Consider the following 24478-nt stretch of genomic DNA (forward strand, 5'->3'; position numbering starts at 1 on the left):
GGACCAATCAATCTAAAAAAGGAGCAAGCAATATGAATCAAAACGGAAAAATATTAATCACTGGGGCAAGCGGAAAAACAGGGAGCCGGATAGCCAAACGGCTTACGGATTTGGGTTATGCGATTCGAACGGCCGGCCGGGGCAAGTCGTTGCCAAACGGCGCCAATGAACACGCGATCTTTGATTGGTTCGACGAATCCACGCATGAGGCTGCTTTGAAGGACGTTGATAAGCTTTATTTGGTAGGTCCGATTGCCGTGATGGATCCTTCGGAAATCGTGATGCCGTTTTTGGAGAGAGCGCTCAAGACAGGCGTTCGCAGAATTGTGTTTCTCGGCAGCGCATCGATCCCCGAAGAGGGTCCGGTTTTTGGCAAGATCCATCGAGCTATACGTGAACTGGCGCCGGAATGGGCGGTGCTTCGGCCGTCCTATTTTATGCAAAATTTCGTGGACAGTCACGGCGCGCAAATTTTGAACGATGGGACCATCGTAACGGCAACCGGATCGGGTAGGGTCGGTTTTGTAGATGCCGACGATATTGCTGAAGTCGGTGTTAGGGCGCTGACCGACAAGCAGCCTCACAATGCGGATCATATCATTACGGGGCCCGATTCTTTGACTTACGCCGAAGCGGGAGAAATCATCGGCGCGTCGGCCGGCCGGACGATCCATCACGTCAACGTGCCAACCCAAGAACTGGCGAATCGTTTCATAGCATTCGGGATGCCTCAGGATTACGCCCGTTTTCTTGCAGGGATGGATGAGGATATCAGACTTTATGGCAAGGAGGATTTGGTGACCGACACCGTGGAACGAATCACCGGACGCCCGCCGAAATCCCTGAAAAAGTTTGCCGAAGAACATGCCGCGTATTGGAAAACCGCCAAATGATCAAGCAGTTCAATGAACATTTCGCTCACCACACCTATGAACCGGGTAATATTGGGTAAAAATGATAAAAGTCCCGGGTTTCCCGGTATCGATTCAATACGAAAAGGTGTGTGACAACGATGAATAAAGTCTTCGCTTTTTTGGGCATCGCGGCCATGCTCGTTTTAAGCGGCTGCGACCATGCCGAAAAGGCCGCGGAAAGCGCCCCAACGGAAATGGATATGATGAGCATGCATCATTCCGATTCCGGAGAAATTCCGAAAGGGTTAAAAGAAGCCATGAGTCCAACCTATCATGTGGGAGAAGACGTGGTTATCCACGCCAAGCATATGTCCGGCATGAACGGAGCGACCGGCAAAGTTGTGGGGGCCTATGATACGATAGCCTACTCTGTAACGTATACCCCGACGAACGGCGGTAAACCGGTAAAGAACCATAAGTGGGTCATCCAGGAGGAGATCAAGGACGCCGGCAGCAAACCTTTGGAGCAAGGTGCGAAGGTAATTCTTGAGGCCGATCATATGGAAGGCATGAAGGGGGCGCAGGCTACAATCGATACGGCCAATCGGACGACGGTTTATATGGTGGATTACACGCCTGCGAAGGGCGGAGCCCCGGTGAAAAATCATAAGTGGGTTGTGGAAAGGGAACTTTCCGAAAGATTATATAAAAGCTGAGCACCCGGGCCGGCCGGTCTGCGGGAAACAGCGGGAAGATCCTGTCTCTGAAGAGACGGGATTTTTTCTATACTCAGAAGGTCTTTGCTTCTTGAGGCGATGATGGGGAGGCGGGTTGGAGTATCTATTCAGTTTTGACCGGCACTATTCATTTCGTTTTGAATCATATTATACTTGAAAAGACAGCGCTGCGGCTGCTGGATTCAAGATGGACGAATGCCGAATAAGTGCAAGTTGGCCAAAGGGACTTTTCGCCAGCTAATGCCGGGAGCGGCAAAATACATAGGGCAATCGCAACCATAGAGCAAAACAACCACGATAGTCTGTGAACTACGGTCAGTTTTCACTATTTATGGAAGGAGATGAGGTAAATCAACACTCAGGAGTATGCGAAGTATTTGCTTGGTCTAATGGATGAGGAAGCGGACGGCGAAGAAATTGAGGACGTCGCGTTTTATGGCTATTTTCAGATGTACATGCCAAGCGGGAAAGGGGAGGAAGCCACCTTTTTACCGCTTGAAAACGCGGCCGAGTATTTACGGCGGATCACCCCGATCTATGATATGCTCGATCCGGACGATTTTAGCGAAAGACACAGTGCCGGGTTATTTTTACGGGAAAACCGTACATGTAGCCGAAGACGTGCTTAAAAATTATGGCGAACATTTGATTCGCGGGCTCAAGCATCTGCTGAAGGAACACGCGGATCTTGATGGCGCGGAAGAAGCCGCGTCCTATTTGGACGGAATCGAAGAGGTTGTTGTTCTTGCCCCAAGGGAGATCGAGGAATACCGCTCGCATGATCGGTATGATCCTATTGTTTATGAGGCGCTTTCCGACCTCGTGTCCGAACATACCGATTACGATGATCCCGTTCAGATCTTACATGAAGCCTACTATTCGATCGACTGCGACTATTGGATTTCCTACTACCTGCAGTCGCATCGATACGGCCTGGAGGGGGACCCGCTTGCACCTTATTTTGAGTTGTACAGGCTTGGTTATTCGGCAGTTTTCTCCGGTCAGAAGCTGTTCATTGGTTCTTAATTGAGAGATCGATATTAATATACTCATACAAAGGCGCCCATCGAAGGATGGACGCCTTATCCGCTATCAGCAGCACATGGCTTATACGGTCTTGCTGTTGGTTTTCCGATTCCGGAGCAGAAGCGGGTAAAAAAGAATGCCGCTGCCGATGAGCGCGAGTCCAAGCAGGAACGTCTTCAGGTTCGCGGTTCCCGCCACGATGACCCATGCCGAATAAATGAAAGCCAGCATCCCGATGATCCCTTCGGATACCCTTTCCTTGCGTAAAGAGTAGGTTTCGCCCGTCCAAATCAGCTTAAGATGATACACTGATGCGATCAAATAGGGAACCAAATAAGCAAGCGTAGCGATATAAATGATAAAATCGAATGCTGCCGAGATGGAGCCCGACACCGTAGACAGAAGCAACAACTGTCCAAGCGCGTTCGAAATCCAAAGCGATGCTTTCGGCATGCCCATGTCGTTTTCTTTGGCGAACGGCCGAAGAAACACGCCTTGTTTGGCCGCTTGAAACGGCACCTCGGCGCTAAGCAGCACCCAGCCGATCGTGGAGCCGAGCAAGCTGATCAGTCCAAGGCCGGCCAGAAGCTTGCCGTAGACCGGGCCGATCGCGGCGGAAATGCCGTCCACCAGCGGGTTCTGGGAAGCCGCCAATTGATCCTGCGTCAGCAGGCCCATCGTCAGGACGCTGATTCCGACATAGAGAACGATGGAAATCAGCAGGCCGGCGATCGTCGCCCGGCGAATATCCTGCTTCCGGCGGGCGCGCGCCGCGAAAACCATGGCCGATTCCACGCCGATGAAAGCCCACAGGGTTGCGACGGCCGCCGCGTTCACCTGGGAGAGCAAACCGATTGTTTGGCCGCTGTCATTCGTGCGCGGAGCCAAAAACGGACCGATGTTGCTGTTCTGGAAAGTGAATAATGCGATCACGATAAAAAGGACAAACCCGACCACTTTGGTCGCCGTGGCAATAAAATTCAGCCGTCCCGCGCCTTTGATGCCTTTCATGCAAATGGCATGCGTGCCCCACAGCAGCAGCGAACAGACGAGGAATGTCAGCGCGTTGCCGGCTTTTAACGTGAATCCGCCGACGGACAGCCATACCTTGCCGCTTGTCAGCACGGGAAAAAAGGTGGACAAATAACTCGCAAACGTCGTGATCACGGCTACAAAGCCGGCGATATTGCCGACCCAGTAGCCCCAGGTCGACATAAATCCTGCGAGAAGGGAACCAAGCGATCCTTCGCGGAACAGCTCCTTCGCATAAATTTGGGGGCCGCCGGTAAGCTCGGGCTTGCGGAGCGCCAGACTACCGAAAACTAGCGCGAGCATCAGAACGCCGAGCCCCGTCGCGGCCCATGCCAGAAGAACACCGGCCGGGCTTGCCGCTTCCGACAGGGAACGGGGAAGCATAAAGATGCCTGAACCGACCATGTTGCCGACCACAAGGGCGGTCAGGATCCAGAAGCCTAATTTGTGTCTGGTCATGATGTTAAACTCCTTTAGCATTGATGATGGAAATTTAAGTCGCATATAAAAAAACACTGACAGGTACTAATAATACACTTTCTTCTGGTAAAGCACCAGAGTAAATTTTAGGCGAACCGATTTTTTTCCTGCGAAGTACTCCCGAATGTTTCGCTGTATCGGGGAACGGGGAAAAATACAAGAGTATGTTGATAAATGGAATAAGGAGGGTGAACCCCATGCGAGAGATACGGGAAGCGGACCACGGATACGTCATGGTCGAAGATGGGCGGGAAGTTGCGGAAATCACGTTTCAGCCGATCGATGAACGGACGGTTATGATTGACCATACCTTTGTCTCGGAAGAGCTTCGGGGGCAGAGGGTCGGCGATCAGCTCGTGAAGGCCGTAGTGGATTGGGCCAGGAAGGAAGGCAAACGGATCGTTCCTGCTTGTTCATTTGCTTTGGTACAATTTAAACGGCATAAGGACTACAAGGATGTGTGGCATCAGGAAGAAAAAGCTTGATCAATCAAAGGGGGGGCAAGGCATGCGGCGAAAAATTCTGATCACCGGAGCAGCCGGCCGGATCGGAAGCTGCCTGGCTGAAGGGTTGAAGTCATCAAACCGGTACGACGTGATCGCGACCGACGTCAATGCGGACCCGGGCGGCGGAATCATCAAGCTGGACGTGACGGATGCGCCGGCCGTGGAAGCTGCGCTTCAGGGCGTGGATACGGTGCTTCATTTTGGCTGGGCAAAGGATGAAGCATGACATCGGCGAATTCCAGGGAGGGCCAAACGTCCGCATGGCGGAGCGTCGTGTCGAAACATCGGGCGGCGATCGCCTGGATTGAACAAAATGCGCTCTTAAAGACAATCTTCTTGGTTTTGAAGCATAATCGTTTTTGTCCCCGACATATAATCGATCTAGGTAAGCAAAGACGGTTTATGTCCGCAAACATTTGTCGGCAAGGGTCGATGCATGCCGGCATGCATCCGGCACCCGGAAAGAAGCCGATAGAAGGAAAAAAGACAAGGTGTTCGGCATGGCTGGGCAAGCTTGTTTCCACAATCATCATAGACACGGCAAATTCAGCTTCAGCCTCGATGTAAGGCTAGTCCATCAATGGAGGTATGGGGAATGGGGAAAATTCACTTGAAATCTTCCGTAAAAGGTGCCATAACGGGAGCTTCGATGGCCGGCGGATGGTTGCTGGCGGACCTGCTGCTTCCGGAGCCGTGGGGGGACGTCGTGTTGTTCGCGGCGATGGCGGTTCTGAATATAGGTATCGGTTGGAAAATCGGCAAGATGTTTGAAAAGCAGGAGGCCGAAAGTGGAGTGACCGAAGCGGTAGAAGCAAAGGCGGCGGCCGGCCTTGAATCCCAATCCTAGGATTGGGAGCGATGGCCTCATTTTGAAATTTACCATTCGATTTGCCCGGAAATAGGCAAAAGATAAGGAGCCGATGATGAGTCACCGGCTCCTTATCTTTTGTATAAATTACTTTTTCATCGTGACAGTTCCGTAGAATGACCTCGGTACGATCTTTATCAAAATGATGCCCACGTTTGCCCGATCAAGGCTGTTCAAGTGACGTTTTTCCGTTTAGAATCGGTCTGCCGCGATAGGAAAAGAAGGGGACAAGCAGATCAGCCCCGGAATCCGTTCGTTTATGGTCTTCAGTGTTCGTATCGTTTATAGAGGAAATGATTCCGGTAATGATTCCATGGTGAGGGGATCGGCTGCATACAGGATCGGCTTGCTGCGAATCGCCTGTCAATAGAAAGGCCTGGCAGCGGCATCCCCCGAAATCCCGGAAACGGTGCTCGCAGCTCCGGCATGGCTCTGCCATCCAGTCAAACCCGCGGAATGCATTGAAGGATGGGGATTCCTCCCAAATCCATTTTAAGCTTTTTTCTTTCACGGACTCGAATTTCATCGTTTTGATATCGGATGCCGCCGTGCAGGGCAGCACCCTTCCATCAGGCGTTACGGTCATCGAGATGCTGCCCCATCCGCCCATGCAAGGTTTCGGGAAATCTTCATAATAATCCGGAATGACCCAAATCAGTTCGATTTGCCGGCCGTAACGCGCCTTGGCGCGCGCATATGCCTCCTCGGCGGCGGCCAGCTGCGCTTTCGTAGGGAGGAGGTGCTGACGGTTCAAAAGAGCCCAACCGTAGTATTGGGCATTGGCCAGCTCCAAACGTTCAGCTCCCCATGACACGCAAAGCCCGATCATTTCCTCCACTGCATGTATATTTTGCCTGTACAATACGACATTCATATGTAAAGGCAAATCTGCCTCCCGGATCCATGCCGCGGTTCTTTTTTTGTATTCATGGGCAAAAGATCCCGCGATCGCATCGCCGAGTTCGGCCGTTGGCGCTTGAACGCTAAGTTGGATGCTATCGATGCCCGCATGCGCGAGCTGCCGAATGCGTTTTTCCGTGACTCCCACGCCACTGGTGATCAAATTGACATAAAGGCCCAGTTCGCGGGCCCGCTTAATGATCCGATCCACGTCCGGCCTCAATAGCGGTTCCCCGCCCGTGAGGTGGACCTGCACGATCCCCAGGTCTGCTGCTTCTTCCAATATGTTGATCCAGTCCCGGGTCGTAAGCTCGCGTTCCCTTTTTTGAAGTTCGATCGGATTCGAACAGTAAACGCAATGAAGGGGGCAGCGATGCGTAAGTTCAGCCGTAAGGGCGTAGGGGATGTTTATTTCCACGGTTCCACCCACCCTCTATCCGCCGCCTGCGCCAGAAAATCGAGAACATCCGCTTCCAGATCGGACTGATTGTATTTCGACTCCAGTTCCTCGATAATCTGGCCAACCGTCCGTTCGCCGTTGCACAGCCATAGGATCGCACCCGCCGTGGGATTCAGGCGTACGACGCGTTCCGGAAGAAGCAGCAAATCGGTTTGCCTTGCTTTATCGAATTTCAGCCGGGCCGGGTTTCGCAGCCTGAATTGCTCCGACAGTTCCAAGCGCATCATCGTTCGTTCTCCGCATCCGGATAAGCCAAACTTAACGCATCCAAAATGGCCCATAATACATCGCACTTAAAATGAAGCGCAGCGATGGCTTTATCCTGGTCCCGGCGATCCCTGCATTCGCGCAATACGAGTTCGAGCCCGTGATCCGCGTCGCGGGGGGCCTGGTGCAGCCTTGCTTTAAAATACTCCAGCCCTTCCGGCCGAATCCATGGATAGAGCCGTTCAAACACGGCGATCCGGTGCGAAATGAGAATGGGCGCAAACAGCTCCGTCAACGAAGACGCAACGGCTTCGAGCCACGGTTTGTGGCGGCAGAAGTTGACGTAGGCATCCACCGCGAAGCGGACGGCCGGGAGCACATGGCGCTCGTCGAGCATTTCCTCCCTCGGAATGCCGACGGCTTCGCCGAGACGGATCCAGGCTTCGATTCCGCCCTCATGTTCCGCCGTTCCGTCATGGTCCATAATGCGCTGAATCCATTGGCGACGATCTTCCTTGTTCGGCAGTTTCGACAGGATGATCGCGTCCTTGACGGGAATATTTTTTTGGTAATAAAACCGGTTCGCTACCCAAGCCCGAAGCTGTTCCGGACTCAGCTTACCTTCATGCATGCGGATATGATAAGGATGTTTATCATGGTATCGTAGCTCCCCGACTTCCTTCAGCCTCATCGTTAATTCTTCATTGGACAGTAAATAGTTGCTCACGTTCAGACCTCCAATTCCAAACCGTCGTAACCAACCTCGATTCCGAGCGCCTTCAGGCAGCGGTTTTCCGAAGAATCTTCGTGAAGTATCGGGTTGGTGTTGTTGATGTGCACGTAAATTTTGCGGCCTGCCGATAGGTTGGCGAGGCGTTCAAGGCTTCCGCCCGGACCGGCGATCGGAAGATGTCCCATGTCACTCGCCTTCAATTCGGAGATGCCCAACGTGTTAAGCTCATCCGATTGCCAAAAGGTTCCGTCCATCAAAATGCAGTCGGCATTCTCCGAATGCCGGTCCAGTTCATCCGTCCATGATTCCACTCCGGGCGCGTATACAACGCTGCCACCCGTCCGTTGGTCCTCGATGCGGTATCCGATCACCCAAGGGGAGAGAGCGCCGGGTTCTTTTTTATCCGGGTCGGCTGCATACCTGGGAGGTTTTCCGCCCAAATAAAACGGGTGTATGATTAGTCTCCCCCCAAAAAGTGGAAAAGATTCGTTCAGCTTCACTTCAGACCATGTGAACGCCGCATAAGGCCCAAGCATTTGACGGATCGGGAAGGGGCCTTCAAGAGCTCGCAAAACAGGGGACGCCGCATACACCTCTATTTCTGCGGATTCCCTTAAATGCAGCAGCCCGATCGTATGGTCAAGCTCCGCATCCGTAAGCAGCACGGCGAAGATCGGAGTGCCGCGCACTTTGCCATCGGGCTGAAGTTCGCCGTGGGAAACGATTTGGGCATGAATGTCCGGAGTGGCGTTGAAAAGAACCCACGCCTTGCCGTCGTCGCTGACGGCTAGTGAGTTATGCGTGCGGGCGCGGTAAAAGCGATGATCCCCCCGCACGCCACGGCAATTCGGGCAGTTGCAGTTCCATTGCGGAAAACCTCCTCCCGCCGCGGATCCCAGCACCTTCACAAACATGTTCCTTCCTCCCCAAAAAACAGATGCCGGATTTCTCCGGCATGTTCTCGATTTTTACTTTTGATACGCATATGCGGTTACCTCGGCACATACCTCAATGACCTCAAACTCCGGCTTAACCCACATTTCGCTCACCCCCTGGAGGATCATGCTCTCCAATTTCATGAAGAGAAGAGACTGTAGCATCATTGTTTATATCCTATGTTTCGTTTTGACATTGTATAACAATAACCAACCGTTCCGCGCCTGAGGTGTCCCAGGTCAGAATCGGCTGCAGGCGGGCTTATCATTGCATAAGAACGAAGGCGATGCGGCACAATAACGCAAGGCATAAAATCCACATTTGCAAAAGGTAGGTACCTTATGAAAAGACATATCAAAAGCGGCTTCATGGCCGCAGTCCTGTCTTTGATGCTGACGGTTCCGGCCTATGCCCATACGACGACGGAGGACGGCGGCAACGGCGGGATGGGCAACGGAATGGGAACCGTGGGAACAAAAGCGTACGATGGTTCCCGTTACAGAATCAACGAAGTCGGGACTACATCGAATTATGATGTCAGCGTTTATGGAACAGGAACCGGCAGCCAATACTGGAATACGAATAACCAAATGATCGATACAGGCAGAATTCAAACCAATAATTACACCGGATACGGCATGAATACGCTGAATGGCAACACGGATAACAGATTGCGCGCCGCTTCAACCCCAACGGACCGGGGCGGCTGGAACTGGGGATGGCTTGGTCTGCTCGGTTTGATCGGACTTGCGGGAATGTGGGGCCGAAACCCGGGGCGAGAGCGCAGATAATTTTGCAGGCGAACCAGATGAAAAATGAATTTGAATTTTGCTCTATACAGCTGAAGCCCTGACCTATGTCAGGGCTTTATCGATGTTTACATCATCGGCGTTATATTCTTCGGATCTTCTTCGGCAGGCTGAAAGTAATGCGGGGGAAGCGAATCTCCCGTAGTTAGGCTGCCCTCCACGAATTTTGAAGCCGTCGTTTCGAAAAATGCCGGTTTCTGCTCCCATATTTTTTTCGAAACCGTAATGACAAAACGTCCTTGCTTGTCCGGAATCGTAGCGGTATACGGAACCTCTTTCGGGAGGTTTAATCCGACCAGAACCCCGGTGTACATGGCTCCCGCAGACGTTACGCTGACCAGGCTCGGGGGTTTGTCGTCGATGACCGTGCCTTTTTTGGGCAACATGATATCGATCTCAACGCTCGTCTGTTCAGGCATTCTGAAAACTCTGCCTTTCGGAAGCGTGTATCGTTTCGTCCCGACCGTAACCGATAAATGGGTATCTTCGTCCTCAGGCCAATAATATATGGAATAGTTGCCGTTCCGGTCGGTCGGCGTGGACTTTCCGAACCCTTCGCCTTTGTCCCGGTCAAACCAGACGACGGCATTTTCGACCGGTTTGCCGACCGCATCCTTCACGACGCCTCCCATACGATATTTATCGACTTGAAAATAGGATACGACGTCGCCTTTGCCGGGGATGACTTGCCCGTGAACGTGAACCTGCGAGTCGTCTTGGGGAGCATCTTCGACATTGGTAATCCGAATCGGATAATAAACGCTGACCGTTGCGGAAGCCGATTGAAGCGACTTTGTCATATCTTTCGTAAGCCGTTTCCCGGAAACGGTTGCTTGATCGAGCGAGCTTACGTTGACTTTGATGTCGGACAGCAGGCTTTGATCGAGGGTGATCTTGAACGAGCCGTCCTTACCGGTCATGACATGAGTTGCCGTGTTGCTTGGATGCAGCATGCCGTTCGCCACCGGCCGATCATCGATCAGCAGCTTCCCTTTTACGGAAGTCATGTGGGACCCGTCGGCTTTCCATTGCTTGATCGGGAACACAGGCTGATCGATTTCAAGCCGAACGTCGTGTTTCGTCTCCGGTGATGACGGTAGTGCTTCAGTGGCGTGCCGGGATGAGTGCCCGGCGCAGCCGGCAAGTGTTACGGCCAACAGGAGTGACATGGATATTCGATAGAGTTGTTTCATCGTTGGTGTTTGTGCCCCTTTCTTCATGGCAACGGGGTAACGCTGGAAACAGCTTTACCCCGTTAGATTCCTTGATAGGTTATTATTTTGACTGATGCGCGTTCGTGTCCTCCGCGGTACCTGCTTGACCTTGCGTTTTGTCTCCGCCCAGCCCGAACACGAAAACCTTCGGCGTCGTTCCGCCGGTGGTGAATGCCATATATTGTTTGTCATCCACGGTAAAAATCGCCGGAGCGGCTTGTACGCTATTGCCTGTCGTTTGGAAGGTCCAAATGACTTTTCCCGATTTAATGTCAAGCGCGTTTATTTTTCCGTCCAACTCGCCATAGAACGCGAGCCCGGTTGCCGTGCTGGTAAAACCTCCGCGCATCGGGTCTTTGGTTTTGATCTGGTATGCCTTTTTGCCGGTATTTACGTCCATCGCGGTGATCGTTCCGTAAGGAACGTCGTTGGACGGCGCCAGCTCCGATGTGCCGAATGCGGCAGCTCCCGGCGCATTAGGTGTCGAAGCTTCGTCCTGGCTTTTTGCCGATTTGATGACGGCGCCTTGTTCGATCCCCGGGATCAGCACGTAATTGGTTTTTGGATCGTACGTTTCGGGGGCGTAGTTTTCACCGCCAAGCACGCCCGGATAAACGGTCACGCCTTCGGGCGTCGGTTTCGGATGAGCGATCTTTGCGAAAGGAATGCCGTCCCAGATCACTTTCCCGGTTTTCGCATCCCAAGCATACCATTGTCCGGATTTCCCGCCTTGTACGACAATCTTTTGTTTCTTTCCTTTGACGGTGGCATCCAGAATCATCGGAGAGGCGGCGGCATCGTAGTCCCAAAGGTCATGGCTGATTTCCTGCTTCGCCCAGATCAGTTTGCCCGTGGCGGCATTAACGGCTACGACCGAATCCGTATGGGGATTGGCGCCCGGTCTCGATTCGCCGTAAAAGTCAGGCGCGGGGTTGCCGACGGCAAAGTACATGATGCCCGTCTCTTCGTCGATGGCCGGAGGATTCCAGACCGCTCCGCCCCCTTGGAACTTGCTGTTTGCTAGCCAGCCTTGCCCTTTGGGAGGAACCGTCCAAAAAGGAGTATCCCACGCCGGCGTCAGATCGCTTGCTTTGTACGCGTTCACGAAGCCGCGGATGCCGTTGTCGCCGCCGCTGCTGCCGATATAAATATTCCCCTTATAATACACGGGGGCCGTCGTCTCGTAATAACCGTTCTCCAAGGTTACGCCTTTGACGGAGTCGGAGATCGGAACCATTTTGATGAGCTTGCCCGTTTTTTGGTCCAAAGAAACGATATGGTTGTCGACGGTGAGCATGAACACTTTGCCTTCGCCTACAGCGACTCCGCGGTTTGCGATGATCCCCGCCTTGCTGAAGTTCGCGGCCTGTTCCGCGGAGGGTTTCCAATGCCAGATCTGTCCGCCGGTGACGGCATCGAAGGCAAACACCTGATTTCCGGCTGTCGTAATGTAAACAACTCCGTCGACGACGACAGGGTAACATTGGTTTCCGTTTTTGACGTCCTTGTCCAATGCTTTGAGATCCGCGCTCCAAATAACGCCCAAATCTTTGACGTTCTCGGCGGTAACTTCCTTATAAGGTACATGGCGCGTATTTTTCAAATCAAAGCCGTACGTGCCGAAGTTTTTAAAAGAAGTCCCCGTTACTTTTGCCGGCGCAGCCGGCGGAGTGCTCTTGGACGGCGTCGTTGGCGCAGGCTCGGAAGGGGTGGTTTTGTTCGTACTGGTACCGCAGCCGCTTATCACAACACTTGCGCTTAAAATGGCAATACCGATCTTGAAGTAAGTTGTTTTCATCGGAGCAATCTCCTTTTGTGTTATTCAGATACTTTTTATGGTACTATTTCCATCCATGCCAAAAAAAATTCCGGACGTTGCCGTCATGTATTTGGCGATTCACTTCTGCGGAAACTCGTGAATGACGCGGCCCGAAAAAGAGAAACCGTTTCGGCTCAAAGCCGTATGAACCGTAAAGAGGAATCCCAAGGAGGAATTTGCAATGAAATGTCCGATTTGTGAAGATTCGCGCATGAAGGAAGTAGAGAAGAACGGCATCCTGATCGATATATGCCCAACCTGTAAAGGGGTGTGGCTGGACCGGGGGGAACTGGACAAGCTGATGGCGAACGTCCGGGAAGAACGCCCCCAATATAACGAATGGTATTATGGGGATTCCGGAGATCATCACGCGCCTAAAGAACACCGGCAGCCGTCCGGGCACCATGACCCGCCGCCAAAGCAGCACTACCCGGAGTATGACAAACACGGCCATTCCCCATATCCGTATAAGAAAAAGAAAAAAAGCGTATTGGACGTGTTTGGGGACTTGTTTGATTAAACAAGGATCATCATCCCGCTCCGACCATACGCCAGTCGATAAAATCCGAAAGCCCGGCATGATCTTGATGATCATCCGGGCTTTCGTCGTGAGGGGAGCGCCTCAAAAAAGTCAAAATTTTGCACGCCACAGATAAAATTTGCGCGCATGACGGCAACTCCGATTCGTTATGATGGTTCTAAAACCTGAAACAAAAATGGATAGGGGATGTGTCTTGAAATGTGGACCCAAGCGATAGAAGACGCCGTTGCCAAAACGTTAAGAAACATCGAGCGATTCGGGGATAAATTCCCGCATGTGAGCCTGAACGGAACCTATGGGCTGAACGATAACGATGATTGGACCGACGGATTCTGGTCCGGGATGTTGTGGCTCTGCTACGAATATTCCGGGAATGAACGTTTCCGTCAAGCAGCCGAAGCCACGGTCGCAAGTTTTCGCAAGCGCATGCAGGAGCATGTGGTGCTGGATCATCATGATATCGGATTTTTGTATTCGCTTTCCTCAAAAGCGCAATGGATCGTAAGCCGGGACGAATCGGCCCGGCAATTGACGCTGCAAGCCGCGGATGCGCTGATGAAACGGTGGCGCGAGCCCGGCGGCTACATCCAGGCTTGGGGCCGGAAAGACGACGCCAAGGAAGCGGGACGGATCATTATCGACTGCCTGCTGAACCTTCCGCTCCTGTACTGGGCGAGCGAACAGACGGGCGATCCGGTCTACCGGAATGCGGCGGCCGTGCAGGCGGAGAAGTCCAGGCGTTATCTTGTCCGGGGAGATGACAGTTCCTACCATACGTTCTTTTTTAACCCGGAAACCGGCGAACCTATCGGGGGAGCGACCCACCAAGGTTATTCGAACGGTTCGACCTGGACCCGCGGGCAGGCTTGGGGCGTGTACGGTTTTGCATTATCTTACCGGTATACGAAAAACCCGCTGTTTCTGGAATCCTCGAAGCGTCTTGCCCGGTATTTCCTGGAGCATTTGCCTGAAGACCACGTCGCTTATTGGGATTTTAATGCCCCCGTCCATGCCGACACCTACCGGGACAGCTCGGCTTCCGCGATCGTGGCGGCGGGTTTGCTGGAACTGATCTCCCATTTGGATGAACAGGACCCGGATCGTTCCTATTTTCAGGACATGCTCCTGAAATCCATGACGAGCCTGGTGGAGCGGTATGCCACGATCGGCGAAGAAGATGCGGAAGGACTGTTGAAGCACGGATCGTATTACGTCCATGGAGGAATATCGCCTGATGATTACATGATTTGGGGCGACTACTTCTATTTGGAAGCCTTGATGCGGATGGAAAAAGGTCTGACCGGATACTGGTATGAACGCGAATGAGCGCAATGCCGATAAAATGAATGACAACATGGCCGTAAGCGCGATACGATACGGGTAGCATAATCATCTCAGAAGCATGAAAGAGGAGAAAGTCACCCATGTTCAAGCTGAACTATTACCGCAGGATCCAATTGTCATTCCTTTTGTTTATTATCGTTCCGATCATTACCGTGTCGGTGATTTCTTTTGTCCTGATCAAGGAAACGATGGTGGAGAAGCTGCAATTGACCAACGAGAACTTTTTGAACGTCATGGTCGACGAAATCGGAAAAACGATTGACGATGCGACGTTCGCATCCCATTTTATCGTGAATGATACGAGCTTCAAAAAATATTTGAAAAACTTCGCGGATACGGACCGTCTGCGCAGCTATGACGATTACACCAACTTTACGGAGATCAAAGGCGTGTTTTCCTTAATTACGTCGAAGCCGTTGAACAACAATACCCGGATGTATCTGGTAAACCGAAAACGCTTTATTATCCCCTCAAGCGAGGACGACACGACGGGAGTCAACGACCGCCTGGACGAATTGTATGCCAAAATCAATTTCAACCAGCCGGAAACCCTGCAGTGGCTCGGCATGGACAGAAACGACTCGGGCAAAGACGGAACCTACTACATCGCCAGAGTCATTTTTGACAGCCACGAGAAGCAGTATTTATCTGTGCTGATTATCGGGATTAACCAGGCGTATTTTGAAAAATTGTTGAAACCGGTCGGGTTTGGCAAGGTCGCTTTATTGGACGCAAAAGGAAACCTCATTGCCGGAAGCGAGGAGCTTTCCGCTCCCGATCCGAACGTTCCCGCATCGTCCTTACGTACGGAAGTGACGCTGGACAAAACGGACTGGACCCTGGTGTACGAGGCGAACAAAGAGGCGTTTACCGGGAAAATATCGCGGACGTTTTACGCGGGAATCGGCGGCGTCATTTTGTTCTTCATCATCTTTTCGATTTCTTCGATGTATATCGCCAAAAGGCTCCACAGGCCGATCCAGAAGCTGCAGCGCGTCGTCCGCCAGTTCGGGATGGGGAATTTGGACGTCAGGCTGGAGGTAAAAGGGCGGAACGATATCGCCGAGCTGAGCCAAACGTTAAACACGATGCTGGATCAGCTTCAACGCCTGGTCCACGATATCGAGCGGGAACAGGAGCAGAAGCGGGTAATGGAGCTGGAAGCGCTGTTTATGCAAATTCGCCCCCATTTTTTGATCAATACGCTTAATTCGATCAAATGCAGCTTGATTCTGCAGAAGGACCGGCTGCACAGCGGAATTATCGATTCTTTAATGAGTTTGCTCCGGGCTTACATGAAATTTAACGAACCGACGTCCTTGCGGGATGAGTGCGAATTGATGCGGCATTATATCGATATTATGAAAATCCGGAACGACATTCCCGTTAGGCTCGAGGTTGAGCTGGATCCGGAAATCGCTTCGTGGACCATGCCCAAGCTGATGCTCCAGCCTTTGATCGAAAATGCCATCGTGCACGGGCTGGTGGATCATCCGGACGCCCAAATAACGATTCGCGCCACAAAAAGCCGCGGCTTCATAACCATCGAAATCGAGGATAACGGGGACGGCATCGAAGAAAAACGTCGGCTGATGCTGAATGAACGGCTGCAAAGCTGCGATTCCGGCCCGGATGACCCGTATGACAGGGTCGGCCTGATCAACGTCGCCCAAAGGCTGCGTTTGTCTTTCGGTTCCGAGGCCACGATTGCGCTCATGCCGAATACGGAACGGGGTATCACCGCCGTGCTTCACATTCCGGACCACGAAATCCGCTCATTACTTCCAGGAAGGGATGCGAGCTAATGCTTAAAGTGATGTTGATTGATGATGACGTTCCGATGCTGAAGGTGCTGAAGCAAATGATCGATTGGGATGAGCTTCGGCTGCGCATCGTCGGGTCGACCTACTCCAGCGCCAAAGCGCTGCATCTATTTCAAGAGACTTGGCCGGATATCGTCGTGACGGACATCGGCCTGCCGCAAAAAAACGGGATCGAGCTTGCGGAAGCTTTTCGCCATATGAAGCCCGACATCCGTGTCATCTTTTTAACCTGCCATGAGGATTTTCATTATGCCCAGCAGGCGGTGAAGCTGAATGCGGACGATTATCTGCTTAAAGACCAGCTGACGGCCGAGCAGCTCGAACAGAGCCTGCAAAAGTCGATCCGCTCTCTTCATTCCAAAGTGACGCCCTTGTATCAGAAAACGTCCAATTATAGCAGCGATTTGTTCAAACAAGGGTTGCTGCAGCGCATTTTGGACGGAGTGGATCCGCAAACGACGCGGGAATATGCCGCAGGGCTCGGGATTTCATGGGAATACCCCTGGTTCATGATGGGGATAGTGCATTTGCATTACTCGTCTTATGAACAGCTGTACGTTCAGAGCAACGTCTCGTTAATTTCCTACGCCATTTACAATATTGCCGTCGAGCTTGCCGCTTCTTACGAGGGGATCACGCCGTTTTTGGAGCAGGATCACCTGATCGTTATGTACAATTTCCGGCAAAATTTAGCCGGCAATGCATATTCCCATTTTCAAGCGTTTCTGCGGGAGCTGCGTTCCGGGGCGGAACGGTTTTTGAAATTGCGGCTGAACGTTTCCGCCGTGACGGATAAAATCGGACTGGCCGACCTTGGCTCCTGTTATCATCAAATGATCCGGCATAAACACGAGTTTTACGCGAACGGGGAATTTACGGCAACGGATATGGGATTCCTTCATAGGCAATTGTTTTTTCCTCTGCCGCAGCGAATTTTGGATGGATACAAATCGGATCTGGAAAGGGCGGTCTTGGGGAACGATATGCGGAGCATCCGCGAGCTCATGGCAAACTTGGCACAATTGGCCCAAGAGAAACGGTTCGAACCCGACGATTTCGTACGCGAGATTACGATGCTCCTGCGCGGCATTGATATGATGTTCTCGGAAAAAAAGTCGGATGAAACCCGATACGCGTACCTTGCCGACGCCAGAACTCTGGAAGATGTCATGGAGCTTGCCGAAAGACAACTCGCCTTTATCGCCCAGCACAAGCAAAAGGGAGCGTCCGCGGCGATTCGCGAGCCGAAATTGCAAATGATCCAGCAATTCATCGACCAGCATCTGGCAGACAATATTACTTCGATTGACATGGCGCGGTACTTGTATTTGAATTCAAGCTACTTTTCCCGGTATTTCAAGCGGCTGACCGGCATCAACTTTACGGATTACGTCCACCAATACAAGATGGGCATCGCGGCGAAAATGATGAAAAGCTCCGGGCAAACCCTGGAATCCCTCGCGATGGGTCTTGGATACTCGGATCGAACCTATTTTTCCAAAGTATTCAAGAAATACATAGGGATGACGCCCAGCGAGTACAAAACAAAACATGCCGTCGGAAAATATGCAAAATGAAGCCGCGATAAATCTCTGAAGATCACGAGAAGCGAGGATTTTGCAAAAATCCAAGGCCGGAATCGAATTGCAAAATCCTGGAGGCAAGAAGTCAAAATTTTACCCGTACCAGGTCAGAATCCATCCTTCGAAAAGGATGGATTTTTTTTAAGATAGACATGAGTTAAACGCTAGAACAAATCATGTTGAGGTGATACAAGTGGAAGCTGCCAAACCAATCTTGAAGACTGAAAAACCTCAAGATTCCCGAAAATTTTGGACTCCGAAACGGAAGGAAGCCCTCGTCGGCTGGTTATTCCTTGCGCCGGAGATCGTCGGAATGCTGCTGCTGAACGTGTTTGCGCTCGGATTCTCCCTTTATTTGAGCTTTACTTCCTGGAACCTTCTGTCAGGGATATCGGGCATCAAATTCGCCGGGCTTGAAAATTACGTTCATATGCTGCATGACCCGACGATTTTGAAAGCATTAAAAAACAATTTGATTTATACCGTGCTGACGGTTCCGGTTCCGATCGCGATCGCGCTCGTGCTGGCCGTTCTTATCCATAACAAGGTGTTTTGGAAGGACTATTTCAAGGTTGTGTTTTTTATCCCTTACATTTCGTCCATCATTGCCGTCGCGGCCGTATGGAGCGCGTTGTTCCACCCCTCCCTGGGACCGGTCAACCAGTTTCTGATGGACCTGGGCATCTCGAATCCTCCGAAATGGCTGGTGGATCCGAAAACGTCGCTGATCTCGATCGCCATCATCAGTTCCTGGGCCGGTCTCGGTTATACGATCATCATTTACATGGCCGGCCTCACCAACATATCCAACGAACTTTATGAGGCTGCGGAAATCGACGGCGCGACGGGGCTGACGAAGTTTTTCAAGATTACGGTTCCTTTGCTTCGCCCGACGACCTTTTTCCTGCTCATTACGATGCTCATCGGCTCCTTTAAAGTCTTCGATATCATTTCGTACCTGACCGAAGGCGGGCCGGATAATTCTTCGACGGTCATCGTGTTCCGGATCTATGAGGAAGGCTTTGTCAACTATAACATGGGGTATGCTTCGGCAATCTCCTGGCTGCTGTTTGCCATCATTGCGGTCATCACGGCGGCAACCTGGAAAATGAGAAAAGAAGAGTAGGGGGAAGGAAGACCATGCCGTTTCTACGCAGAAATATTTCCAAACTGATAACGACTTTGTTCATGGGGGCTTTATCCGTCTTATTCCTGATTCCGTTCGTATGGATGGTTTCGTCGGCATTTAAATTCGAAAAGGATGTCATGCGTTTTCCGATCGACTGGATTCCTAAATCGATCAATGTGGTGTACAATTTCAAAGCGGTCTGGATGGGGAAGGTGCCGTTTTTACATATTTATTTCAATTCCATCAAGGTTGCCGTCATCGTAACGATCATTACGCTGCTCGTGTCGACCATGGCCGCGTATTCGTTCACAAAGCTGAAATTCCGCGGGAGAAACCTGGTGTTTACGGCGCTGCTGGCCTTTATGATCATTCCGGACCAAGCCACGCTCATTCCGCGTTTTATGCTCATCCGCTGGATGGGATTGTATGACACGCATATTGCGCTTATCCTGATGAGCATGTTTTCGATTTATTTCACGTTCTTGCTCCGCCAATTTATGACGGGGATCAGCGATGAATACATTGAAGCCGCAAAAATCGATGGGGCGGGTCACCTAAGGACATTCGCTTCGATTATCGTTCCGCTTTGCCAGCCGGTGCTGGCGACCGTCGCCATTATTAAATTCATTTGGTCCTGGAACGATTATCAGAATCCGCTCATCTTTTTGCAAACGAAAAACTTGTATACGATCCCGCTCGGCATGACCTTGTTCCGGGACGATTACACGACGAACGATGCCATTATGATGATGGCTTCGCTCTCTGCGATCATACCGCTCTTAATCGTATTCGTCATTTTGCAGAAACAAGTAATCAACGGCATTGCCTTGGGCGGCGTTAAAGGGTGAATGATTTTGAGGCCGGGATGCCAAAAAGTCAAAAAAATGATCGATATACCTCAAAATTATGCACTTGCATGCCGCGGCCAGTCATTATACTGATGTTGCAAGGCTGAGGAACTTCCATATTTAGGGGGCAGAAAAATGAGAAGGAAAAGCAAACGGAATCTTATAGCTTCATTTTGCCTGTTGTTGGCAGCGTTTACCGCGCTGAGCGGCTGCGGCGGCAACTCCAATTCGGCCGACGGCGGGAAATCGTCGGGCGGTCAGGTCACGATCAAATATTACAACTGGGATAATGCCGATCAGGAAGCCGCCACGGACGCGATGCTCAAAGAATTCGAGGCGCAAAACCCGAATATTAAGGTCGAGCACGTCGTGCTTGTTCCCGGCAATTCCGTCGAGATGCTGAAAAAGCTTGATTTCCTGATTTCGTCCGGCGAAGCGGTTGACGTCGTCAACGTGCCAAGCTCGGGTTCCGTCATCGAAAGAGCGGCCAGAGGGGCGCTTGCTCCGTTGAACGAATTCTATCAAAAAGAAGGAGTCAAACCGGAAGACGAGTATTACGTGAATCCGAAGGTCGGCGACAAATATTACGGGATGCAGATGACGGCGGGGTACCAGTTCGTGCTGCTGAATAAAAACGCTTTGGACGAAGCGGGCCTGCCCGTGCCGACCTACGGCTGGACTTGGGACGATTTCCGCGAATACGCGAAAAAGCTGACGAAAGGCGAAGGTGTGGACAAGCGTTACGGGACGTATTTCCACACTTGGGAGCTGTACATGAACGCACCGGCGCAAACCGTCATGAAGGATCCGTTCCGCTACGACGACGGAACCACCATTCTGTCGGATCCGACGTACAAATACTTCTTCCAGCTGCGTAAAGACATGGAAACGGTCGATAAGTCGGCCAAGCCTTATGCCGATACGCTTGCGGCCAAGCTGAACTACCGGAGCGAATTTTTCAGCGGCGATGCGGCGATGCTGCTTTCGGGAAGTTTCATGATCCCGGATCCGGGGAACGTGGAGCAGTACCCGCATGATTTCAAGACGGCGTTTGCGCCGGTACCGCTTCCTCCGCAAAACGCTTTGCCTAAAGATTATGAAGGCGGCAAATATTTCGTAGGCGGCGGCCAGCTCGCGATGGGCGCGACGTCCAAACATAAAGAGGAAGCCTATAAGCTGATGCGCTTTATGACAACGACGGACTCCGAATCGAGAATGGAATTCTCCGGCTGGAAGAAGTCCGACCCTAATAAATTGCTCGACCGTCTGGTCGGCAAAAACAAGGACATGTATGACGTGGAATCGCTCAAAAACAGTCTGTTTGGTCCGGACATCAAATATTTGGATGCTTCGCCAATCGTAACGACGAGCTCCTCCGACCTGACAAAGGTCATTGACGACGGATTCAGCAAATTCATGCTGAGCAACGAATCGATCGACGCCGTCCAAAAATGGATGGTAGACGAAGCGACCAAAATCATTAACGAAAAAGAAGCAAAATAATCATTAAAGTCACGCCAGAAACCAAAAAGCCCGCGCCGAACGCCAAAACGTTCGGTGCGGGCTTTCTTCGTCGCCGGGCTTACATCGCCTGCAGCACGAAATAGATGACGAAAAGAAGCGAAATGATGTAGAAAAGGGGTTTCACTTCACGTGCTTTGCCGACCGCGACATGGAACAGCGCATAGCTGATAAAGCCGATCGCGATCCCGTCCACGATACTGTGTAGGAGCGGAATAAAGGCAATGACAAAAAACGCGGGAAAACCTTCTTCCAGCCGTTTAAAGGAAATGTTGCGAACGGCCGGCATCATCAAGCCGCCGATAAAAATGAGAATCGGCGCAACCGCCTGATCCGGCACAAGCGTGATGACCGGCAATGCGATGAGCGAAACCAAAAACAGCGATCCCGTTACGATCGGCGTCCAGCCGGTTTTTCCGCCCGCGGAGATGCCCGCAGCGGCTTCGACCGTGGACACCGTCGGACTCGTGCCGAAGATGCCGCTTAAAAAGACGGTAAACGACGTCGCTTGGATGGCGCGCTTGAAACGTTCGGACTTGCCACTCATATTGAGCTGGGCGTTAATGAGTCCGACATTTTCGAACACGATGACCAGCGTAAGCGAAAAAACCGCGACAACCAACGTGGCGACCGGCGCGCCTTTCACCGACAAATGGCCGAACACGTCTCCGAAAGACGCCCAGGAGGAGCCCCCGACGTTTGCAGACGTGTGAGGCGCCGCTCCGAACAGATAGGCCAGCACCGTTCCCCCGATGATCGCCAGCAGCAAATTGCCCGGCACGTTGCGCATGTACAGGATGCAAGTCAGCACCAGCGTCAAAAGCGTGACCAGAACGCCCGGATCGGCAAACGACTGCACCGCAATCACCGAAGAAGGATCGGCTGCGATCACGCCGCCTTTTTGCAGCCCGATCAGGACGAGCATGAGGCCGATGCCGACCGAGATGGCTTCCTGCAGCGAGGCGGGAATGGCCTTCCGCAGCTTTTCGATGAGCGGAGTCATGCTGATCGCCAAAAAACATACGCCGGACATCATGCCGACGGCCAGCGCCTGCTGCCACGTCAACCCCATGCCTTGCACGATCGTGTACGTAAACATGGCGTTGATCCCCATGCCGGGCGCGATGATCAAAGGCGCTTTGCCCCAGATGCCCATGATGAAGCAGCCTGCCGCCGACGCCAGAATGGTGGCAATGATGCCTGCTTCTTGCGGAATGCCGGCATCCGCCAATATGGATGAATTGACAATGATAATGTAGACGATCGCAATAAAAGATACGGCTCCCGCTAACAGCTCCCGCCGCCAAGCGCTCGGGGCGAGGCGGGAAGACGGATTAGGTGAAGTTTTCTCCTCTGCATGCGACGATGCCTGTTTTTCTTGGTGGACCAACCGAATACCTGCTTTCCATTGTAGCCCCTCACCCAACCCTTTCAATGGTATTGAAAGATAGACGGCAGAAAACCGTCATGTGGATGATTGTACCACAATTATCAATCCATGAAGTAAAGAAAATGAAACAAAAGTAAATAACTCTAAATTGTAAGCGTTTTCCACCCGGAACTATAATGGATTTGCGAAGCATATATAACATGATTTGGATATTTCTGACCATTTTATACAGATCCGTCGTTTTCATTTGTTAGAAAATCTAATGACGAGGGGGCCTATGGGGATGACGAAACGTAAAATAAGCAGATCGAATGTGTGGATCATCGCCGGCATGGCGGTCATGGCGATCATGTTATTCATTTTCGTTCAAAGGCCTGTTTTCTCCAAAACCGATTCCGCAAACGATCCGATCGCGACGGTCAACGGCGAACCCGTCCAAATCAACGAATTTCAAAGAGCCGTGCAAGCGAATAAAGCCCGCGTGATCGACTATTTTTACGAAAAATATGGCGCTGTTCAATCGGCTTCGTTTTGGAACGCGTCCTATGGCGGGGAAGTTCCGATCGAACGATTAAAAAAGAAGGCGCTTGAGGAAAGCGTGAACTTGAAAATCCAACAGATCATCGCCAAAGAGCAAGGGGTGCTGACGGATATCCGTTACAGCGTTTTTTTGCAAAACCTCTCAGATGAAAACGAAAGAAGAAAAAAGGCCATCGAGAAAAAAGAGGTCGTCTTCGGGCCCGCCCAATATACGGAGGACGCTTATTTCGAATATGTGATGACCAATGCAATATTATCCGTCAAAAAACGTTTCATGGAACATGACTGGAAACCCGACGAACATCAGCTGAAGCAGTTTTACGAAACGAAAAAAAGCGAGTTGTACGAAGCGCCTGCAGCCGTGAACGTGCGGCTATTATCGATATCGTTTCCTAAAGCGGACTCGGATGAAAATGAGATGCTGAAGGCCCAGGCGAAGCAAAAAATCGAAGCTGCTTCATCGAAAATATTAGGCGGCATGTCCTTCGAGCAAGCGGCAAAGGAAATCGGTCCGGACGGACAGGTAACCGAACAGTCCTATTCTTTGGATCGCTTTAGGCATAACGCTGCAAGTCCGGTTGCTCAAGCGGCTTCGATGCTTCAGGCAGGAGAAATCAGCGGAATCATCGAAGAAAACGGCCGTTTTTTTCTGGTCCAATGTTTGGAGAACGTCAAGGCCGGCTCCCGCTACTTGTCTTTTGATACCGTGAAGGACCAAGCATTAAAAGACTACATCGATGACCGATATGCCGAATACGTTCGTCAACGGGTGTCAGAGGCAAAGGTCGTCGTAAACGATCAACTGTACAAGCCATTTCAAATGTAAAGCCGATCAGGCATTACATAAATAAAAATGGAAGGGAATGTTGCTCATTGAACCGACAGGGATTCAAAAAAACAATCGGCATGATTCTGATTTTCACCATGTTATGTTCATTGGTGATCGCTTTGCCGCCTGAGGCGAAGGCTGTCGGAACGACTTATTACGTGGATAGTATAGGAGTTGAGACTCCCACGGCTAAAGCCGCAAGCTGACACCTTTGGTATCATTGGGATTCTTGGGTGGTAGTCGGTCGTGCATTTCTGCTAACCGTAGTTCCCCCAAGTTCAGGGCTGTCTCATCAGCCCGTCCTAAGACAGTGCATATAGCATCTTAGGCTGACAGACTGTTACCATCT

General features: G+C 51.6%; 24 protein-coding genes. 15 read left to right on the forward strand and 9 right to left on the reverse strand.

The window, feature by feature from the left end; genetic code table 11:
• The first annotated feature begins 32 nt into the window (after positions 1–32).
• The 3 genes from RJP21_RS11740 to RJP21_RS11750 all read left to right on the forward strand — a co-directional run bounded on the left by RJP21_RS11740 (position 33) and on the right by RJP21_RS11750 (position 2617).
• The gene (locus tag RJP21_RS11740) at positions 33–893 is read left to right on the forward strand and encodes an NmrA family NAD(P)-binding protein (protein WP_310859425.1); all 861 of its coding nucleotides are present in this window, start codon (positions 33–35) and stop codon (positions 891–893) included.
• Positions 894–1012: 119 nt separating this feature from the next.
• Entirely contained in the window at positions 1013–1570 is a 558-nt protein-coding gene (locus tag RJP21_RS11745) for a YdhK family protein (RefSeq protein ID WP_310859426.1), read from the forward strand.
• Between the two features lie 558 nt (positions 1571–2128).
• Positions 2129–2617 (forward strand): hypothetical protein, encoded by a 489-nt coding sequence (locus RJP21_RS11750; protein WP_310859427.1) that lies wholly within the window; start codon positions 2129–2131, stop codon positions 2615–2617.
• A gap of 81 nt (positions 2618–2698) precedes the next feature.
• Here RJP21_RS11750 and RJP21_RS11755 read toward each other — a convergent pair whose 3' ends face one another.
• Complete coding sequence (locus RJP21_RS11755; protein WP_310859428.1) at positions 2699–4108, reverse strand: amino acid permease; 1410 nt, start codon at positions 4106–4108, stop codon at positions 2699–2701.
• A 218-nt stretch (positions 4109–4326) separates the two neighbouring features.
• Between RJP21_RS11755 and RJP21_RS11760 the strand changes: the two genes are divergently transcribed.
• The 3 genes from RJP21_RS11760 to RJP21_RS11770 all read left to right on the forward strand — a co-directional run bounded on the left by RJP21_RS11760 (position 4327) and on the right by RJP21_RS11770 (position 5482).
• The gene (locus RJP21_RS11760; RefSeq protein WP_160044938.1) at positions 4327–4614 is read left to right on the forward strand and encodes a GNAT family N-acetyltransferase; all 288 of its coding nucleotides are present in this window, start codon (positions 4327–4329) and stop codon (positions 4612–4614) included.
• 22 nt (positions 4615–4636) lie between these two features.
• Positions 4637–4861 carry an NAD-dependent epimerase/dehydratase family protein gene (locus RJP21_RS11765; RefSeq protein ID WP_310859429.1) on the forward strand — a complete coding sequence of 75 codons (225 nt, stop codon included), beginning with the start codon at positions 4637–4639 and terminating at the stop codon, positions 4859–4861.
• 369 nt (positions 4862–5230) lie between these two features.
• On the forward strand, positions 5231–5482 hold the full coding sequence (locus RJP21_RS11770; protein WP_310859430.1) for a hypothetical protein: 252 nt from the start codon (positions 5231–5233) through the stop codon (positions 5480–5482).
• A 184-nt stretch (positions 5483–5666) separates the two neighbouring features.
• On the opposite strand, the gene pqqE is transcribed toward RJP21_RS11770, so the two are convergent.
• The 5 genes from pqqE to pqqA are packed head-to-tail and all read right to left on the reverse strand — an operon-like array spanning position 5667 to position 8906.
• Positions 5667–6821 carry a pyrroloquinoline quinone biosynthesis protein PqqE gene (gene pqqE, locus RJP21_RS11775; protein WP_310859431.1) on the reverse strand — a complete coding sequence of 385 codons (1155 nt, stop codon included), beginning with the start codon at positions 6819–6821 and terminating at the stop codon, positions 5667–5669.
• Positions 6812–7090, reverse strand: coding sequence for a pyrroloquinoline quinone biosynthesis peptide chaperone PqqD (gene pqqD / locus RJP21_RS11780; protein WP_310859432.1), 279 nt, complete (start codon positions 7088–7090; stop codon positions 6812–6814). The genes pqqE and pqqD overlap by 10 nt, the downstream gene beginning before the upstream one ends.
• Positions 7087–7797, reverse strand: coding sequence for a pyrroloquinoline-quinone synthase PqqC (gene pqqC, locus RJP21_RS11785; protein ID WP_310859433.1), 711 nt, complete (start codon positions 7795–7797; stop codon positions 7087–7089). The genes pqqD and pqqC overlap by 4 nt, the downstream gene beginning before the upstream one ends.
• Positions 7798–7799: 2 nt before the next feature.
• Positions 7800–8717, reverse strand: a complete 918-nt coding sequence (gene pqqB / locus RJP21_RS11790) for a pyrroloquinoline quinone biosynthesis protein PqqB (protein WP_310859434.1) — start codon at positions 8715–8717, stop codon at positions 7800–7802.
• 54 nt (positions 8718–8771) lie between these two features.
• Positions 8772–8906, reverse strand: a complete 135-nt coding sequence (gene pqqA / locus RJP21_RS31265) for a pyrroloquinoline quinone precursor peptide PqqA (protein WP_397386206.1) — start codon at positions 8904–8906, stop codon at positions 8772–8774.
• Between the two features lie 174 nt (positions 8907–9080).
• On the opposite strand from pqqA, the gene RJP21_RS11795 reads away from it, so the two are divergent.
• Positions 9081–9530 carry a WGxxGxxG family protein gene (locus RJP21_RS11795; protein ID WP_310859435.1) on the forward strand — a complete coding sequence of 150 codons (450 nt, stop codon included), beginning with the start codon at positions 9081–9083 and terminating at the stop codon, positions 9528–9530.
• A gap of 86 nt (positions 9531–9616) precedes the next feature.
• Here the strand turns inward: RJP21_RS11795 and RJP21_RS11800 are convergent, their stop codons facing one another.
• On the reverse strand, positions 9617–10741 hold the full coding sequence (locus tag RJP21_RS11800) for a carboxypeptidase-like regulatory domain-containing protein (RefSeq protein ID WP_310859436.1): 1125 nt from the start codon (positions 10739–10741) through the stop codon (positions 9617–9619).
• 82 nt (positions 10742–10823) lie between these two features.
• The gene (locus tag RJP21_RS11805; protein WP_310859437.1) at positions 10824–12560 is read right to left on the reverse strand and encodes a pyrroloquinoline quinone-dependent dehydrogenase; all 1737 of its coding nucleotides are present in this window, start codon (positions 12558–12560) and stop codon (positions 10824–10826) included.
• A 202-nt stretch (positions 12561–12762) separates the two neighbouring features.
• Here RJP21_RS11805 and RJP21_RS11810 point away from each other — a divergent pair, with 202 nt between their 5' ends.
• The 7 genes from RJP21_RS11810 to RJP21_RS11840 all read left to right on the forward strand — a co-directional run bounded on the left by RJP21_RS11810 (position 12763) and on the right by RJP21_RS11840 (position 21352).
• The gene (locus tag RJP21_RS11810) at positions 12763–13101 is read left to right on the forward strand and encodes a TFIIB-type zinc ribbon-containing protein (RefSeq protein ID WP_310859438.1); all 339 of its coding nucleotides are present in this window, start codon (positions 12763–12765) and stop codon (positions 13099–13101) included.
• 219 nt (positions 13102–13320) lie between these two features.
• On the forward strand, positions 13321–14448 hold the full coding sequence (locus tag RJP21_RS11815) for a glycoside hydrolase family 88 protein (RefSeq protein WP_310859439.1): 1128 nt from the start codon (positions 13321–13323) through the stop codon (positions 14446–14448).
• A gap of 98 nt (positions 14449–14546) precedes the next feature.
• A complete protein-coding gene (locus RJP21_RS11820) occupies positions 14547–16271 on the forward strand; it encodes a sensor histidine kinase (RefSeq protein WP_310859440.1) in 1725 nt (574 codons plus the stop codon).
• Positions 16271–17866, forward strand: coding sequence for a response regulator transcription factor (locus RJP21_RS11825; protein WP_310859441.1), 1596 nt, complete (start codon positions 16271–16273; stop codon positions 17864–17866). The genes RJP21_RS11820 and RJP21_RS11825 overlap by 1 nt, the downstream gene beginning before the upstream one ends.
• A gap of 220 nt (positions 17867–18086) precedes the next feature.
• Positions 18087–18998 (forward strand): carbohydrate ABC transporter permease, encoded by a 912-nt coding sequence (locus RJP21_RS11830; protein WP_236575881.1) that lies wholly within the window; start codon positions 18087–18089, stop codon positions 18996–18998.
• 14 nt (positions 18999–19012) lie between these two features.
• Positions 19013–19849 carry a carbohydrate ABC transporter permease gene (locus RJP21_RS11835; protein WP_310859442.1) on the forward strand — a complete coding sequence of 279 codons (837 nt, stop codon included), beginning with the start codon at positions 19013–19015 and terminating at the stop codon, positions 19847–19849.
• A 135-nt stretch (positions 19850–19984) separates the two neighbouring features.
• Positions 19985–21352 carry an ABC transporter substrate-binding protein gene (locus tag RJP21_RS11840; protein ID WP_310859443.1) on the forward strand — a complete coding sequence of 456 codons (1368 nt, stop codon included), beginning with the start codon at positions 19985–19987 and terminating at the stop codon, positions 21350–21352.
• Positions 21353–21431: 79 nt separating this feature from the next.
• On the opposite strand, the gene RJP21_RS11845 is transcribed toward RJP21_RS11840, so the two are convergent.
• Positions 21432–22760, reverse strand: coding sequence for an NCS2 family permease (locus RJP21_RS11845; protein ID WP_310859444.1), 1329 nt, complete (start codon positions 22758–22760; stop codon positions 21432–21434).
• 283 nt (positions 22761–23043) lie between these two features.
• On the opposite strand from RJP21_RS11845, the gene RJP21_RS11850 reads away from it, so the two are divergent.
• On the forward strand, positions 23044–24126 hold the full coding sequence (locus RJP21_RS11850; RefSeq protein ID WP_310859445.1) for a peptidylprolyl isomerase: 1083 nt from the start codon (positions 23044–23046) through the stop codon (positions 24124–24126).
• Positions 24127–24478 lie beyond the last annotated feature (352 nt).

The organism is Paenibacillus sp. VCA1 (assembly GCF_031583795.1).
GTDB lineage: Bacteria > Bacillota > Bacilli > Paenibacillales > Paenibacillaceae > Paenibacillus_AQ > Paenibacillus_AQ albilobatus.